Genomic DNA, 15,682 nt, shown 5'->3' on the forward strand with positions numbered 1-15,682 from the left:
TGCATATGCGGCTGAATTACTTGCGGACGTTCTACGCGAAGGCAGCCCAGCAGAGTTGGCTATTTTTTTACAACAGCTAACCTTCGCGTTTGGGGCGCACGATCAACCCAGCACGCCTAGTGCCCGTGACCCATAGCGTGTGTGCTAACAGCAGGTTATCGGAGCAAAATTTTTAATGGAGGATACTGCAACATGAACTAATTTAAGCCCTCTCGTTTTACTGTGGTTTGCTCGGCGCGCATCGTTCGGATTGTCCAAAAGTGGAAATTATAGGGAAGGGCATGAGTTTCACGTGACTTTTCAAAGGAAATTTCGGTAGTAGACACATTAATAAATAAGATGGTATGATGTGTTTAAGTATCAATCTTAAGATAATTGTCATGAAGAAGAAAATCCTTAAACAGTATTTTACAGACGCTTTCGATATCAAATCACTGATGTGCCAGCTTTTAGGAGATGTCACAGATTTATCGCTACTTGAACCAAGTGTAGGCCATGGCTCATTCCTTTCAGGGCTTATTGGCAATCCAAGAAAAATCGATGCTGTAGATGTCGATGGTGATGCTCTCGAAGTTACAAGGGAGCGGTATAGTCATCTTAATCTTGCCCTACATCATAAAGATTTTATCAGGATTTTTGATGGCGACTTATTAAGCGTTAGGGATGTGATAACTGAGACACTATACGATGCTGTGATATCAAATCCACCATATGGATTGTACTTTGACTTGGATTTCAGACGTCAGCTCAAGAAAAAATATCCCAACTTTTATGTTAGGGAGTCATACGGTCTATTTTTTATGCTTTCGATTTTGCGATTGAAGGAAAATGGCCGTTATGTATTTCTTATTCCAGATACTTTTCTTACAAGTGTCTCTCACAAGCCGCTTAGAGAGTTCATAGCAAGCGTTGCAGCACCTTCCCACATTATTAGATTTCCTTCTAAACGATTTGAGACTGTAAATTTTTCATATGGAAATTTGTGCATTATTGCAGGGCATAGGAAGAAATTAGAGGAAAGCCATTCGGCTTATTGGAGTGATATATTCAGTGATAAGCAGCATCTAAATATAGCCGATGTCTCACAGTCGAGTGTGTCTGCTAAAATGCTTATCCAAGAAGTTTCCACGGGGTGGAGCCCTGGTATGTTTGGTGATAGCCAAAAAGATTCCAGTACTCATACGGTTCTTGGGGATCTCGCAGAATGTCGTACTGGTATTTACACTGGCGACAACGAAAGATTTATTGGGTTTGATCCTGCTCGCGTGACTCGAAGGATTAATGGTCACCCAATTGAGTGGGACGAAGTAAGAGATGATCAACTTAATGCAGAGGAAAAAGAATCTGGCATAAAGGGTGGAAAACTCTACGTACCAATGATCCGGGGAGGGCACAGGCAGCCATTTGAGCAACCTTCCTCCGCCATCCATTGGAGCGCAGAGTCCTTGAGTTTTTATAAAACGAATAAAAAAGCTCGACTTCAAAATGCTGATTTTTATTTTCGGCGCGGTATCTCCGTTCCGATGGTATCAACACGACGCATCTCCGCTGCCATGATGGAGAATGCTGTATTTGATCAAGGTGTGGTTGGAATTTTTCCAAAAGACGAGAAAGACATTCCTTTCCTACTGATTTATCTAAACTCGTCAGTGGCGTCCCGTAGAATAAAAGAAATTACGAATGGCAGCGCAAATAACTCAGCCAATTATCTAAAGCGACTTCCTGTGCCTAAGCTCACGGACGATCAATATAAGGCTGCTGCAGCGATTTATGCCGGTGCTCGGATTAATAACTCTCTGCCGCAAGAGTTGTGTGATAGTTTTATAGGGTCGATTGATTTGCTACCACTCTAGGTAGGCGCGAAGATCGGTTGTTTGTCTAGATAGATGGGTTATAAAATCACGAGAAAGGTCGCGATCCCAATCTATAATGTTTCTTCGAACTTGCTGGATGTCAGCGCCAGTGAGTTCGGAGATACGGTTGTAAGCGTTATCGCTTGTATGGACTTCCCATAGCCCTGCATTTTCTAAGACTCTAAGGTAGTGGTTGTTTGCGGACTGCCTGACGAGCAGTAGAAGTCGAGTGTTTAGGTTCCAAAGCTTGTACGCTCGTCCTACCGTCTGTAGCCGAAGCATATTCCCTTTTTCGTTCGATCCAAACCCGCTTTTGAAATCGATCACATGAGGGATCCCGTCAGCCTCAAATACTTCATCCTCCCTCATATTAATATCGCCGATAATGTCAAACAGAATTTCTATATCTGCTTGTAGTTCGGTTTTGCGAACGTGACCGCCAATGTTTTCGTGAAGGCGCGTTCGAAGTGTTCTTCGAACGTCATCGAAATTTGGATGGTTAAAGCGTTGTACGTTTGCCCTATTTGGGAAGTTCCAAGCGGCAGAACAAAAACCTTCCCATAATTCGCCTACCCGTCGAGAAAAAGCCATATATTCATACGGCCAAACTCTATTTCTATATTCCAGGCTTGCTACCGAGTAGCAGTATTGGAGCACTAGCGAGGCGTTGGTTTTATCACTTATAGGTAGTGAGGCGATCCGGTTAATCCATGCATTTCTTATCTGTCCGGCAATTGAGTTAACAGCCTGCGCCTTTTTTTGATGCTGGATTCGAAGGCCGATGATTTCATTAACTTCTGGAATTAGGTCGCGGTGGAAGTTTTCCAGAATTTCTTTTTTTAAATTGTTTAGATCCAACATTACTAATTCATTCCTTAGATTTTTTCAAATAATTCTGAAAGTGAGATCCCAAGCGCCTGTGCGAGACGGTATATATTTTTAAGCGCCGGGTTCCGCTCCCCGCGCTCAATTCCTCCGATATACGTTCGATCCAGCTCACACAAGTTAGCTAGTTGTTCTTGGGATAGCCCAGCACTAAGCCTTAAAATGCGAACCTTCTTGCCAAAATTTTTGCAAACAATATCGCTCACAGTTGTTCCTAGGAGTCTGGAATAATCGTGAACTTTACAGGATGATACTTATAAGTCTACGGACTATGGGTATCATGCGTGCTTGCTCTTCTTTGTTCCCATCAGAAATAGCGCTTGGTTATTACCGTCAACGCCTAAGCCGCAGCGTCTTTCCCATTTCCGAGGTGTTCAGCAGCGCAAAGACTCTTCGCCTAACCAGGCTTATCCCCCATCTGTTGAAACCTAACACGGGGATACCAATCGTGACGACAAACTATGATCGTCTCGTTGAGCTTGCCTGCGAGGAGGCTGGGCTAGGTGTTGATACGATGTTCTCTGGCCATTTTGCCGTGCGGCTTGATCCTCAGGATAGCTACTGGAGCTTCTGCCGTAGCGTCAAGCTAGTGGGTAAGAATGTGCGGTACAAATTTGCGTCGAAGGCAAACGTCTTCAAACCGCACGATAGCCTTAACTGATATCACCGCGAAGGCCATCCGGTACGCGACGCAGGATCACTGCCGCTTCCTCGACTCATCATCACGCCGGGGCTAAACAAATTCAGGAGCGGCTACAACAGCCCGTTCGTGAAAAAGCCAACGATGCTATTGACAGAGCTCGCTATTTTCTCATTCTCGGCTATGGCTTCAATGACGATCACTTAGAAACGCATCTGACCCCTCGAATCAAGTTAGGTGTGAGGAATGACCCATTGGCTTTCTCCTAAAGCGCGAAAGTTAGCTATCGAGCACAGGAACGTGATTGCGGCAGAGTTTCATCAGGAGGGTGACACCGTCGGCACCCGTTTCATTATCGACGGCGCTGAGATATTTTATCCCGAGATCGATTATTGGGTACCTAGACGGATTCGTGAAAGGAGTTCTATCCGCATGACTGGTGCAGCGATCGACTTTACAGATGATGATCAAATTGGACGCGTCGCCGGTGTTGACACCAGCCGTGTAGCCATTGACGTCACCAACTCCGAAATGCTGACACGCGTTGGTATTGGGTAGCTCATTGCGATTAGGGGAGTGACGCAGGCTGAACTCCTAATCGCGATGACTGATCGGGTTACCCGTTCACTCCGTGAAGAGCTTCCCGACCCCGCAGATGGTGATTTCGGAACGCTGACGGTCTCGCCTGCTGATCACATGCAGGCTTTTGTTATCGGCACCTATCGGACGATTGACGGTGACAAACTAGACACTTTTTAGCGCGGGGCAGATAGCTTCCCTCATATTGACTGAGAGTGCTTCGTAATCGAAGGAGCCAATCTGCAACGTTTCATGGGCATCTTGGGTGCAGGCCTCTCGGACGACGAGCGCTTAAAGCTAGGTACTTTCGTCGCCGACACGTTTCCCAACATAGTGGTTTTCGATATGCATGGCGAATACCAGCCGCTAGCAGACGAAAGCAAAGGTGGATTTGCAAAGCGGTTTCGCATCGCGGGCCCTGGCGACTTAGCCTTGCCTAAGGATGATGCGTTGTTCCTCCCATACTGGCTGCTAAACCGCGACGAAATGCTGTCGATGGTCTTGGACCGTAGTGATCAGAATGCGCCCAATCAAGCCTTTCGCTTTGCCCGGCACGTGCGTGAACTGAAGGGCATCACGCTAGATGCTTCGGGTAAGGCCAAGGTTCTTCACAGTCGATTCGCCGATCCCTTATGCCGTAACGAACTTGGTCGCTCGATTGAAGGTTGACAATACGACGAAAGGGGTCAGTGCTGCTGTAAAAAGCGAATGCGAAGATAAGCTAACGCGTTTCATTTCCCGACTCGAGGCGAAGCTGGACGATCGCCGATACGGTTTATGTTCTCGCCGCCACCGGAGTCGTTAGATTACGAGTGGATTGCAAAGCAGATCGGGAAACTGCTTGCCGATTCAAATAACGGCATTACGATCATTGATTTCTCTAAAGTACCGGCTCATGTGCGTCCTGTCGTCACCGGGACACTGGTCCGTCTGCTTTACGACGTCCAGTTTTGGATGAGTGCGGATGCCCGCACACCGATCACATTGCTTTGCGATGAGGCGCACCTCTAGCTGCCAGTGAAGGATGACCCTGACGCCGTTCAACGACAGCCCCTATGGTCATTCGAGCGCATCGCAAAGGAAGGGAGGAAGTATGGCTTCTCTTTACTTGTGGTGAGCTAGAGACCATCGGATGTCAGCCGGACGATTCTGTCTCAATGCAATAATTTCCTGGCTCTCAGACTTACGAACGATAGCGGTCACAATGTCATCAAGAGGCTTAGGCCAGACTCTCTAGTTGGTTTGACGGCTATGCTTCCTCTGCTCGACACGGGCGAAGCCCTCTTACTGTATGGTGCTGTACTTCTCCCGACACGGATCAAACTGGATCAACCTCAAGTGAGCCTGATAGCGCCACACGAGACTTCTGGAGGGAATGGGGTACGCTCATGCCCGACGAGAAGCTAGTTGGGGCTGCAGTCGAGTCTTTGCGCAGTCAGTGGCGGGCAGGTGGCTAGGACTTTTCCCTGCTTCACGGACGGGCAGACTGATGGAAATCGAGGCATGGCACTTCTCATGGTATTGGGAGCGGGGTATTGCTTCTACACACCTATTTCAATAGGTTAATGCGGTCGATTGATAACTGAGTGGGAATAACGTCCTTGGCGGGCAACCGCCAGCGATTGCAATAAGAACGGGAGGACTCGAATTCGAGTCCTCCCTTTTTTTCGTTCGGACTAAAGCGGTATCGCTAAGCCGTGCTTGTCGTCACCAGCAAACTAGGGTTATCCGGGATTCTTTATGCTTAAAGTTTTGTGAAGAATGAGCGGCAGATGCAGGGCTGCCGCCGCGATGAGGCATCACGGCGGTTCACCGGGGTGCGGCACCTGACGCACCGTACGCAGGTCGCGTGGTGGCGCCCCGTAGGAGAATTGCATGCTGCTGCGTAGACAATGCCTGGCCATGATGATGCTGGCGCTGACGGGCTGGGCGACGGGCAGCCATGCGCAAACGCAGTCTCAGGCCTGGCCCGCCAAGCCGGTGCGCCTGGTCGTGGGGCTGGCCCCTGGCGGGTTGGTCGACGTGCTGGCGCGCACGGTACAGCCGCATTTGGCCGAGGCCTTGAAGCAGACCGTTATCGTGGAGAATCGGGGCGGCGCGGGCGGCAACCTGGCGGGCGCCGAGGTCGTGCGCAACGGCGGAGATAATCACACCTTCTTGCTCAATCCGTCGACGACTGAATCAGTCAACCCGCTGATGTTCGCCAGCATGCCGTTCGATCCGCAGCGGGACCTGCGGCCGGTCGCCTTGTTGGCCAACAGCCAGTTGTTCCTGTTCGTCCGGTCCTCGCTGGGCGTCGATACGCTCGAAGCCTTCGTCGAATACGCGCGCAAGCAGCCCAATCCGCTCAACTATGGGTCGGCCGGCAACGGCACGACGCCGCATCTGGCTGGCGAGCTGCTCAAGCAGGCTACCGGCATGCAGGCCACCCATGCGCCGTATCGCGGCGTGGCGCCGGCGATACAAGACCTGGCCGCGGGCCAGATCGACTTTGCGTTTGGACCGGCCACGGTCTTCCCCATGGTGCAATCGGGCAAGCTGAAGGTGCTGGCGGTGGCGAGCCGGCAACGGGCGGCCGTGGCGCCCGACATCCGCACCTTTTCTGAGGCCGGCATTGACGGCGTTTTCGCGGACAGCCTATTTGGCGTGTATGCCGCCGCCGGCACCCGCGATGATGTGGTCGATCGCATGAACGGAGAGATCAACAAGGTGCTGGCGCGGCCCGAGATCCAGGCGCGTTTCCTGGACGCGGGCGCCGAGGCGCTACCGCTGCGCGCGGCAGACTATGCCGCGCGCGTGCAGGACGAAAAGAAACTGTTCGCCCCGTTGATGAAGTCTTTGGGGTTGAAGGAACAGTAGATAGAACAACGGTCCCTTCGCACCCCTTACCGCTTCAGCTCAACATTAGCCGAGCAGTTCCTTCCGAACAATCTCCGCGCCTTCGCTCAGCGCCAGCAGCTTGCCTTTCGCAATGGCGCGCGACAACGGCGCCATGCCGCAGTTCGTGCACGGATACAGCTTGTCGGCGTCCACGAACTTAAGCGCGTTGCGCAGCGTATTGGCGACTTCTTCCGGCGTTTCAACCTTGTCGCTGGCCACGTCGATGGCGCCGACCATGACCTTCTTGCCGCGAATCAGTTCGAGCAGATCGATCGGCACGTGCGAGTTGTGGCATTCCAGCGAGATAATGTCGATATTGGATTGCTGCAGCTTGGGGAACGATTCCTCGTACTGACGCCATTCCGAACCCAGGGTCTTCTTCCAGTCGGTGTTGGCCTTGATGCCGTAGCCGTAGCAGATGTGCACGGCGGTTTCGCACTTCAGGCCTTCGATGGCGCGTTCCAGGGTGGCGATGCCCCAGTCATTCACTTCGTCGAAGAAGACGTTGAATGCCGGCTCGTCGAATTGAATGATGTCGACGCCTGCGGCTTCGAGTTCCCGGGCTTCCTGGTTCAGGATCTTGGCGAATTCCCAGGCCAGCTTTTCGCGGCTCTTGTAGTGGCCGTCGTACAGCGTGTCGATCATCGTCATGGGGCCAGGCAGGGCCCATTTGATGGGTTGCTTGGTTTGCTGACGCAGGAACTTGGCGTCTTCGACGAAAACCGGCTTCTCGCGGCTGACGTCGCCCACGACGGTGGGCACGCTGGCGTCATAGCGATCACGAATGCGGACGGTTTCGCGCTTTTCGAAATCCACGCCGCTCAGGTGCTCGATGAACGTGGTGACGAAGTGCTGGCGGGTTTGCTCGCCGTCGCTGACGATATCAATGCCGGCGTGTTGTTGTTCTTGCAGCGCCAGGCGCAGGGCGTCTTGCTTGCCCTCGACCAGTTCCTGGTCTTCCAGTTTCCACGGCGACCACAGCTTTTCGGGCTGGGCAAGCCAGGAAGGCTTGGGCAGGCTGCCGGCGGTCGAGGTGGGCAATAGCTTTTTCATGATCTGTGGTCTTGTGTGTTTTGAGTGATTAGAGGGCGTAGTTGGCGGCCCAGCTTTCGAGCGTCTTTGCGTACGGCTTGATGAAGTGCTCTTCCGTGAACTTCCCTTGCTTGACGGCTAGCTGGCTGCGTTCTTCGCGGTCATAGACAATCTGCGTCAACGAGTAATCCTGGTTCTTCAGGCTCGGTTGATAGAGCTTGCCGGCGGCGGAATTGGCGTTGTAGATCTCGGGGCGGTAGATCTTCTGGAACGTATCCATCGTGCTGATGAGGCTGATCAGCTCAAGATTGGTGTAGTGGCCAAGCAGATCGCCTTGGAAGTAAAAAGCCAAGGGCGCGGCGCTACCCGGGGGCATGAAGTAGCGCACCTGCAAACCCATTTTTTCGAAGTACTGATCCGTCGGGGAGAATTCATTTTGCTGATATTCAACGCCCAGGATGGGGTGCTGGTTTTCAGTGCGATGGTAGGTCTTGCTGCTGGACGCGCTGATGCAGATGACAGGCGGCTTGCTGAAGTGCGCCTTGTAAGTGCTTGAATTCACAAAGTGCTTGAACAGCTTGCCGTGCAATTCGCCGAAATTGTCGGGCGTGCTGAACGTGGATTTATTGTTGTTGTGTTCCGACAGCAGCACGCTGAAGTCGTAGTCGCGCACGTAGGACGAGAAGTTATTCCCGGTAATGCCTTCAATGCGTTCATTGTTTTTCCGGTCGACGATATTGGTTTTCAATATTTCGATCAGCGGAAAAACGTCACTGCCGCCTTCGGCGCCAATGTGCATTTCAACGGAAATGATTTCGAGCTCAACCGCGTAACGATCGCCCTTGGGGTTGTCCCAATGCGCCAAGCTGTTGAAACGCCGGTCAATCATTCGCAGGGTGTTGCGCAAATTCTCCTGGCGGCTCGCGCCCCTGGCCAGATTGGCAAAGTTGGTCGTGATGCGCGTGCTGTCGGACGGCTGATAATTCTCATCAAAAGAGATGCTCTTGATGCTGAAGGTGAAGTCTTGGCTCATTGCGATTAGGTGTGATTATTTTTGCGAAAATTGAGTCGGTCTGCCGCTGGTCGGCGGACGCTATCGCCGCGCGACGCGGCAGCCGGATTAGCTTGGGTTCAGGCTGCGACCGCTTCTCGCTCGGTGGCAGCACTTGAAGGGCGCATCAATTCGACCAAGGGCAACGCCCGTTGGACCGCCAGCCTGGCCCGTTCGATCAGGGCCTCGTCCTGCAGGCGGTAGTCGGCGAAATCCTTGTCGGTCGCGTAGACGCCCAGCGGCAACGTGCGTGCCTGGAAGAAGCTGAACAGCGGCCGCAATTGGTGATCGATCATCAGGGCATGGCGTTCGCTGCCGCCGGTAGCCGCCAACAAGACGGGCTTGTCGATCAAGGCGTCCTGATGAATGAAGTCGAAGAAGTGCTTGAACAGTCCCGTGTACGAGCCGCGGTAGACCGGGGTGGTCACCACCAGGATGTCAGCCTGCTCAACCACGGCAAGTTCGCGCTCCACCGTGTCGGGCAACTGCGAGCGCCAGACCGCGCCCGCCAGTTGCGGGGCGAGCTGGCCCAGTTCGACCAGGTGCTGTTCACACGGAACTTCGTCGGCGATCAGGTCCAGCAGGTGCTCTGCCAGGGCTGCCGACTTCGAGGGGCGTTGCAGTCCGCCGGAAACTGCTACGAGACGGAGTGGACGTGTCATCTTTGCTTCACATGAATGGGTCTACGCGGCGCCGCATCTGCTTTTGTGCGGGTGCAGCAACAGGCCGGGATCCGCATACTAGGGGAGGGTGGTGATGAAGTAAAATGGTTTTATTTCACGAATCCATGAGCGGAAATCATCTGAATGCTTGAGCGCATCCACCTCAGCATCGTCCAGCAGGTCGAAAAGCAAGGGTCGTTGACGGCCGCTGCCGGCGTGCTGAACCTGACCCAGTCGGCCCTGAGCCACAGCATGAAGAAGCTGGAGCAGCAACTGGGCACCGACGTCTGGCTGCGCGAAGGTCGAAGCCTGCGCCTGACGCAGGCCGGCCAATACCTGCTGGCGGTGGCAAACCGCGTGCTGCCGCAACTGGACCTGGCCGAAGAGCGCCTGGGCCAGTTCGCGCAGGGCGAGCGGGGGGCGCTGCGCATTGGCATGGAATGCCACCCTTGCTACCAGTGGCTGCTAAAGGTGGTGTCCCCCTATCTGGCCGCATGGCCCGACGTGGATGTGGACGTCAAGCAGAAGTTCCAGTTCGGCGGGATCGGCGCGCTGTTCGGCTACGAGATCGATCTGCTGGTCACGCCTGACCCGCTGTTCAAGCCGGGCCTGAAGTTCGAGCCCGTGTTCGATTACGAACAGGTGCTGGTCGTGCCCAAGGGCCATGCCCTGGCAACGGCTGCGTACGTAAAGCCCCAGCAGTTGACCCAGGAAGTGCTTATCAGCTATCCCGTGGACATCGAGCGCCTGGACATCTACAACCAGTTCCTGTTGCCGGCCGGCGTGACGCCCAAGCGCCACAAAGCCATTGAAACTACCGACATCATGGTGCAGATGGTGGCCAGCGGCCGCGGCGTGGCGGCGCTGCCACGCTGGCTAGTCGAGGAATACGCGGCCAGGATGGACGTGGTGCCCGTGCGGCTGGGCGTGCGCGGCATCGCCAAGCAGATCTTCCTGGGTGCGCGCGAGGCAGAAACCGCCATCGACTACGTGCGGGCCTTCATCGAACTGGCCCGCCAGCCGGCCGCTGGCGCCACCTCGGCCCCTGTGCAAGAAGTCACTCGCTGAATCCCACCGTTGAACGTAAACCGCTAGCCGAGCCGTTCGGCGTGCCTGTCATTGATGCCCTTGATTCATCCCCGTTCCCCCAAGTCGCCCAGCCACATCACCGATGCCTATTCATTGGAAGTCAGCGCGAAGGACATTCCAGCGCTGACCGCGGCGGCGCCGCGGATATTGCCGGGGTCGACCATTTCCATTCCCTATCTGCCAGGCCAGGACGACGACGCGCGACTAGCCGCCGCGCGGGCCGTGCGCGCACTGGGCTTGGTACCCATGCCGCACCTTTCTGCGCGCCGTATCGCCTCGCTTGCCGAGCTGGATTCCTTCGTCCAGCGCGCCGTCGCTGAAGCCGGCGTCGAGCGCTGCTTCGTGATCGCAGGAGATCCGTCGACGCCGCTGGGGCCGTTTGCCGATAGTTCCTCGTTGATCGAAACCGGCGTATTCGAGCGCGCGGGCATCCAGGTTGTCGGCGTAGGCGGGCATCCGGAAGGCCATCCGGTCATGAGCGCGGCCGACCGGTGGGAGGTACTTGAACGCAAGTGCCGCAGCATCGGCATGCGCGGCATGACGCCCTTGATCGTCACGCAGTTTGGATTTGATGCCGACATCGTGCTGGCGTGGCTGAAAACCCTGCGCGAGCGTGGCATTGAGCATCCCGTGCGCGTGGGCGTGCCGGGCCCCGCAGGTATCGCGGTGCTTGCGCGCTATGCCGCCTTGTGCGGCGTCAGCGCATGCGCATCGATGTGGTCCAAGTACGGCATTTCCCTGGGCAAGCTGTTCGGCACGGCTGGGCCGGATGTTTTTGTGGATCGCTTGGCTGCGGGGCTCACAGAAGAACATGGAGAGGTAAGCCTGCATTTCTTTCCATTCGGAGGGATCGCACAGTCTGTGAAATGGATAGAGCAGTATCGTTCCCGCGTCGAGCAACGGCGCCCCGCCAGCGCATCCCTATAGTGCTCATAAGCATTGAGGTACCATCTTTCGACAGCGATCCTGGGATGTTCTTGAAGGCGGCCACAGGCCGTCTTCAACGATGCAGACAGGGATCGCATCAATGCCAAACGAATCAAGAAAAGGAAAAAATCTGATGCGCTTAAAGGCTCTTGCCCTCTGCTTGATGGCCGGTTTTGCAGGTTCGGCCGCCGCACAAGACAGCACCCAATCGTTGCAGCAGGCATTCAAGCAGATACCGCAGGTGGTGCTTACCGCCCCGGAAGCGATGCAGATATTCTTTGTGGACGTGCAAGCGTGGCGCGGGCTGGAGAAAGCCGGACCCTCTGCGGATGGCATGCGAAGATTGGCGATGGCGCAGTGGATCAGCCCGCTTCAATCCGTGGGATACGGTCTGGATCAGTGGTCGACCAACGCGAAAATCCCTTTCGATGAGCTCTCCTATTTCGCCGCGTTCGGCCAGGCGCCTGGCAACGTCACCTATTGGGGGATGAAGGACGGTAAATCCGTGGCGGGGCTGGTTGATCGCTTAAAGCAGGCCGATTTCGCCGCGGTGGGGGGCGACGTCCCCGGCGTGCTCGCCAATGGCGAGGCGCAGAAGATGGACATGAAAAAGGCCAATCCCAGAGACCCCTGGAGAGGCTCGATGGGCAAGGCCAGCTTTGTCCTGCCGCTGGATACCGCGCTGGTTCAAGCGCCCGCCGCAACGGGAATGAACGTACTGGCGAAACCGACGCCGTCGGTGGCCGACAGTGCAGTCGTTGCCGCCTCGGTTGCTGGGCTGAAGGAAGCCGTTTCTTCTGCCGACGGCCACATTGTGCAGGCCGCGGTGATTTCGCCGGTCTTGGGCCTGGAAGGCGTGGATCCGGCGAAGGTATTGCCCGCTACGTCCGCAGACTTCGACGCGGCAAAGCGCAATCTTGAAGCGGCTGCGGCATCCAGCGCACGCGGCATCCCGCCTTACTTCTCCGGCATCCTGGCAGACGCCCAGATCAACAACGTCCCCGCTGTGGTGATTTCGCTGGCTTACGCGGATTGCGCCACCGCCAAGCAGGCCGTTGACGGCATCGGCGCCGCATGGAAGGAAAGCATGGCTGCGTCGGTAGAGGCCACGGTTTCAGGGCGTACCGTCCAGGCCGGTAAGCTGTGTGCCGCGGTCGTCAGCATGACTTCCCCCAAAGCAGAGAATGCGGGCAACCCGATTCTGTCTCAGGTGATGAACCGCTATATGCAGCGCGATTTCAAGGTGCTGCAGATCGGCGCGTCGCGCTGATTGCCAGACAGGTCAGCGCGGGGTGAGGAAGTGCTTCATGCCTTCTATTTCCTCATCCAGCGCATTGCGGAACGCAGCGTCTTTGGGCGCTGTGCCCGCCACATAACCGAACGCGGGCGCCAGGCGTCCTTCGTTCGCTGACACGTTGGCCCAGCCGATCACCTTGTCCCGCCATAGCATCGGCAGTGCGTAATAGCCAAACTGGCGTTGCGCCGGCGGCGTGTAGGCCTCGAACTTATACGTCCAGTCCCAGAGCAGCGTGAAGCGGCGCCGGTCCCAGACCACGGGGTCGAACGGGGCCAGCAGCCGTAGTCGGTCATCGACCGCATAACGGCGCGAGCGCGGGTTTTCGTCGGCAGGCCAGTACCAGGTGGTTCCATCGATGTGGCAACTGGCCAGGTGCTCGCGCGCCAGGCGCAACGCCGCCTGGATTTGCGCGGTCAGATGGGGAGCCCCATAGCCGAGCAATCGCAGCAGATAGGTCAGGCTGGCGGCGGGCAGCGGCGCGTATTTGCGTACCACCAGGTCGATCAACGTGGCGGCGCGCCGAACGGCGCCGGCGGGGCTGTCGTCCGCGGGCGGGTGCGAGGCGGCCTCGTAGATACGCGTGCCACTGTCGCGCCGTTTCACTCGCAGCAGGCCGCGATAGTGCATGCCGTCCAGCAATTGCGTGCTGGCGTTGCTTGATCCGCCCCAATAGTTTTTCACGCGGCCATGCTGGAAATGCTGATCGACCTGGCGCGGGTGAACCGCGCCGTGTTCACGCACGAAAGCCAGCACGTCCGCGGCTTTGCGCTCGGTCTCGGCATCCCAGGCTTTCCTGGCCTGGCGGGGGTGCATCAGCGTCAGGTGTTCGCTGGGCAGGAAGCCGTAGTTGACCAGGCAGTCCTCGTCGATGGCCAGGCGCGTGTAGCGGCGCTCCAGGTCGCCCGCGCGGTAGTCCTTGACGCGGTGGCGCAGCGTCAGGTCCTGTGCCCGGGCGGGGGCGCGGATCGGGTCGGCCTGCACAAAGCCCAGGCGTCGGATTGCCGCCGGCAAGGTGACGGGCGTGAACAGGCTGCGCACCACGGCGTAGCGGCGCAGGTCTTCAAGGCGGGGTTCAGTAGGCATGTGGCAATTGAATCACGGTGAGAACAACGCCCGCTCATCGTCGAACACTTCAACCAGATATTCGACAACCGTCCGAATCGGCAGGTCTTTACGGTCTTGCCGTCGAGTCAGCAGCATGATCTCGCGCGGCGGCGGTGCCGCGTCCAGCTTGCACGGTGCAAGACCCGGCGTCGTCCGCCCGACGTAGTGCGGCAGCAGCGCAATCCCCACGCCTGATCCGGCTGCCGTGGCCTGCGCCACCTGATTGTTCGCCCGAAAGACCATGCGGGCCTGCGGAAAATGGCGGGCAAGCCAAACGGCCTCGGGTAGATAGGCATTCGCCTCATCGAACCCGACAAAGACAGGTTCCGCCCCGCCTTCGATCCGTTCACAAAGGGTGGGTGTTCCATAGAAACCGAATGCCATCAGGCCCAGGGGCTTTGCGATGAAGTCACCGTCCTGGGGGCGGCCCAGGCGGACGGCGATATCAGTGACATGCCGCTCCAGGCTGACCGAGCGCAGATCAGTGGCCAGGTCGATGTCGATGCCGGGGTGCTGCAGCGGCAATCTGGCCAGTCTGCCCACCAGAAACCCCTGGGACAGGGCAGGGGGAGCATTGACCCGGACCAGGCCGCGCGGCGTGCCATCCGCGCTGCCTCTGCCCAGGGTGTGGACGGCAGCCTCCATGTCGCTGGCGGCCGCCAGCGCGTGGGTTCCTGCCGGCGTCAACACGTATCCCTCGGGCCGGCGTTCGACCAGCTTTTCCCCAAGTGTGGCCTCCAGGGACTGAAGGCGGCGCGAGATCGTCGAATGGTTGGTCGACAGCGCCCGCGCAGCCGCGGACAGGCTGCCGTAGCGCCCTAGCGCGAGGAATACGCGGATGTCCTGCCAATCGGGCTCTGTGCGTTTTTTATCAGCCATTGAGCAAGAATAGCGGATTTTCGAACAGGTGCGATGCGCCTACTGTACGGGTCACGCCAACCCCAATACAGAAGGAAGCATCATGAGCAACGAACAGAAAGTCGCCATCGTTACCGGCGCATCGCAGGGCCTGGGCGAGGGTATCGCCCGTGCATTTCTCAGCCGCGGCTACCGCGTCGTCGGGACGTCCCGGTCCATCAAACCGTCGGACAATCCGAACTACCTGACCATCGCGGGCGACATCGGCGATCCGGCGACGGGAAGGCAGGTTGTGGAGCAGGCGTTGGCCCGTTTCGGACGGGTGGACACCCTGATCAACAACGCCGGCATTTTCGTCGCCAGCGAATTCACGGCATATACCGAGCAGCAATACCGGGACATGCTGTCGACCAACTTGAATGGGTTCTTCTACACCACGCAGCATGCCGTCGAGGCGATGCTCAAGCAGGGCAGCGGCCACATCGTGCAGATCACTACGACCCTGGTTGACCAGGCCAACTCCAACGTTCCGTCGGTTCTGGCGTCATTGACCAAGGGTGGCCTGGCCGCGGCAACGCGTAGCCTTGCGATCGAGTATGCCTCGCGCAACATTCGCGTGAACGCGGTGTCGCCGGGCATCATCAAGACGCCCATGCACGCCCCGGAAACGCATGGCGCGCTGGCCGCGTTGCATCCCATGAAGCGCATGGGCGAGGTCGCCGACGTGACCCAGGCGGTACTCTATCTGGAGGATGCCGGTTTCGTGACTGGCGAGATCCTGCATGTGGACGGCGGGCAAGTCGCGGGCGCCTGACCGTCGAGAAG

Annotated in this window: 16 protein-coding genes; 9 read left to right on the plus strand and 7 right to left on the minus strand. The window is 56.7% G+C overall.

Features of this window, described 5'->3' with window-relative positions; translation table 11 throughout:
- The first annotated feature begins 380 nt into the window (after positions 1 to 380).
- The gene (locus AC27VE_RS14770; protein WP_488704283.1) at positions 381 to 1,853 is read left to right on the plus strand and encodes an Eco57I restriction-modification methylase domain-containing protein; all 1,473 of its coding nucleotides are present in this window, start codon (positions 381 to 383) and stop codon (positions 1,851 to 1,853) included.
- Here AC27VE_RS14770 and AC27VE_RS14775 read toward each other — a convergent pair.
- Complete coding sequence (locus tag AC27VE_RS14775) at positions 1,842 to 2,714, minus strand: hypothetical protein (RefSeq protein ID WP_488704284.1); 873 nt, start codon at positions 2,712 to 2,714, stop codon at positions 1,842 to 1,844. The two genes, AC27VE_RS14770 and AC27VE_RS14775, sit on opposite strands and share 12 nt — an antisense overlap.
- A 14-nt stretch (positions 2,715 to 2,728) precedes the next feature.
- Entirely contained in the window at positions 2,729 to 2,944 is a 216-nt protein-coding gene (locus AC27VE_RS14780) for a helix-turn-helix domain-containing protein (RefSeq protein WP_488704285.1), read from the minus strand.
- A gap of 680 nt (positions 2,945 to 3,624) precedes the next feature.
- Here AC27VE_RS14780 and AC27VE_RS14785 point away from each other — a divergent pair.
- From AC27VE_RS14785 to AC27VE_RS14800, 4 genes are all read left to right on the plus strand, one after another.
- On the plus strand, positions 3,625 to 3,936 hold the full coding sequence (locus AC27VE_RS14785) for a hypothetical protein (RefSeq protein ID WP_488704286.1): 312 nt from the start codon (positions 3,625 to 3,627) through the stop codon (positions 3,934 to 3,936).
- A 273-nt stretch (positions 3,937 to 4,209) separates the two neighbouring features.
- Complete coding sequence (locus AC27VE_RS14790) at positions 4,210 to 4,626, plus strand: helicase HerA domain-containing protein (RefSeq protein ID WP_488704287.1); 417 nt, start codon at positions 4,210 to 4,212, stop codon at positions 4,624 to 4,626.
- A gap of 108 nt (positions 4,627 to 4,734) precedes the next feature.
- Complete coding sequence (locus AC27VE_RS14795; RefSeq protein ID WP_488704288.1) at positions 4,735 to 4,968, plus strand: hypothetical protein; 234 nt, start codon at positions 4,735 to 4,737, stop codon at positions 4,966 to 4,968.
- 864 nt (positions 4,969 to 5,832) lie between these two features.
- On the plus strand, positions 5,833 to 6,816 hold the full coding sequence (locus AC27VE_RS14800; RefSeq protein WP_488704289.1) for a Bug family tripartite tricarboxylate transporter substrate binding protein: 984 nt from the start codon (positions 5,833 to 5,835) through the stop codon (positions 6,814 to 6,816).
- A 45-nt stretch (positions 6,817 to 6,861) separates the two neighbouring features.
- On the opposite strand, the gene AC27VE_RS14805 is transcribed toward AC27VE_RS14800, so the two are convergent.
- The 3 genes from AC27VE_RS14805 to msuE form a co-directional block, all read right to left on the minus strand.
- Positions 6,862 to 7,890 (minus strand): methionine synthase, encoded by a 1,029-nt coding sequence (locus tag AC27VE_RS14805; protein ID WP_488704290.1) that lies wholly within the window; start codon positions 7,888 to 7,890, stop codon positions 6,862 to 6,864.
- Positions 7,891 to 7,918: 28 nt separating this feature from the next.
- A complete protein-coding gene (locus tag AC27VE_RS14810) occupies positions 7,919 to 8,902 on the minus strand; it encodes a DUF1852 domain-containing protein (RefSeq protein WP_006224243.1) in 984 nt (327 codons plus the stop codon).
- A 98-nt stretch (positions 8,903 to 9,000) separates the two neighbouring features.
- Positions 9,001 to 9,582, minus strand: coding sequence for an FMN reductase (gene msuE / locus AC27VE_RS14815; RefSeq protein ID WP_488704291.1), 582 nt, complete (start codon positions 9,580 to 9,582; stop codon positions 9,001 to 9,003).
- Between the two features lie 144 nt (positions 9,583 to 9,726).
- Here msuE and AC27VE_RS14820 point away from each other — a divergent pair, with 144 nt between their 5' ends.
- The 3 genes from AC27VE_RS14820 (at position 9,727) to AC27VE_RS14830 (ending at position 12,868) form a co-directional block, all read left to right on the plus strand.
- Entirely contained in the window at positions 9,727 to 10,650 is a 924-nt protein-coding gene (locus AC27VE_RS14820) for a LysR family transcriptional regulator (protein ID WP_488704292.1), read from the plus strand.
- Between the two features lie 54 nt (positions 10,651 to 10,704).
- Positions 10,705 to 11,598, plus strand: coding sequence for a methylenetetrahydrofolate reductase (locus tag AC27VE_RS14825; protein WP_488704293.1), 894 nt, complete (start codon positions 10,705 to 10,707; stop codon positions 11,596 to 11,598).
- A 100-nt stretch (positions 11,599 to 11,698) separates the two neighbouring features.
- Complete coding sequence (locus AC27VE_RS14830) at positions 11,699 to 12,868, plus strand: hypothetical protein (protein WP_488704294.1); 1,170 nt, start codon at positions 11,699 to 11,701, stop codon at positions 12,866 to 12,868.
- A gap of 12 nt (positions 12,869 to 12,880) precedes the next feature.
- On the opposite strand, the gene AC27VE_RS14835 is transcribed toward AC27VE_RS14830, so the two are convergent.
- Both AC27VE_RS14835 and AC27VE_RS14840 read right to left on the minus strand, forming a co-directional pair.
- Complete coding sequence (locus tag AC27VE_RS14835) at positions 12,881 to 13,978, minus strand: DNA glycosylase AlkZ-like family protein (protein ID WP_488704295.1); 1,098 nt, start codon at positions 13,976 to 13,978, stop codon at positions 12,881 to 12,883.
- Positions 13,979 to 13,990: 12 nt separating this feature from the next.
- Positions 13,991 to 14,878 (minus strand): LysR family transcriptional regulator, encoded by an 888-nt coding sequence (locus tag AC27VE_RS14840; protein ID WP_315131342.1) that lies wholly within the window; start codon positions 14,876 to 14,878, stop codon positions 13,991 to 13,993.
- An 82-nt stretch (positions 14,879 to 14,960) separates the two neighbouring features.
- Here AC27VE_RS14840 and AC27VE_RS14845 point away from each other — a divergent pair, with 82 nt between their 5' ends.
- Positions 14,961 to 15,671, plus strand: coding sequence for an SDR family NAD(P)-dependent oxidoreductase (locus AC27VE_RS14845; RefSeq protein ID WP_488704296.1), 711 nt, complete (start codon positions 14,961 to 14,963; stop codon positions 15,669 to 15,671).
- The last annotated feature ends 11 nt before the right edge of the window (positions 15,672 to 15,682 follow it).

This window comes from Achromobacter sp. 18P8.1.1 (assembly GCF_057799415.1).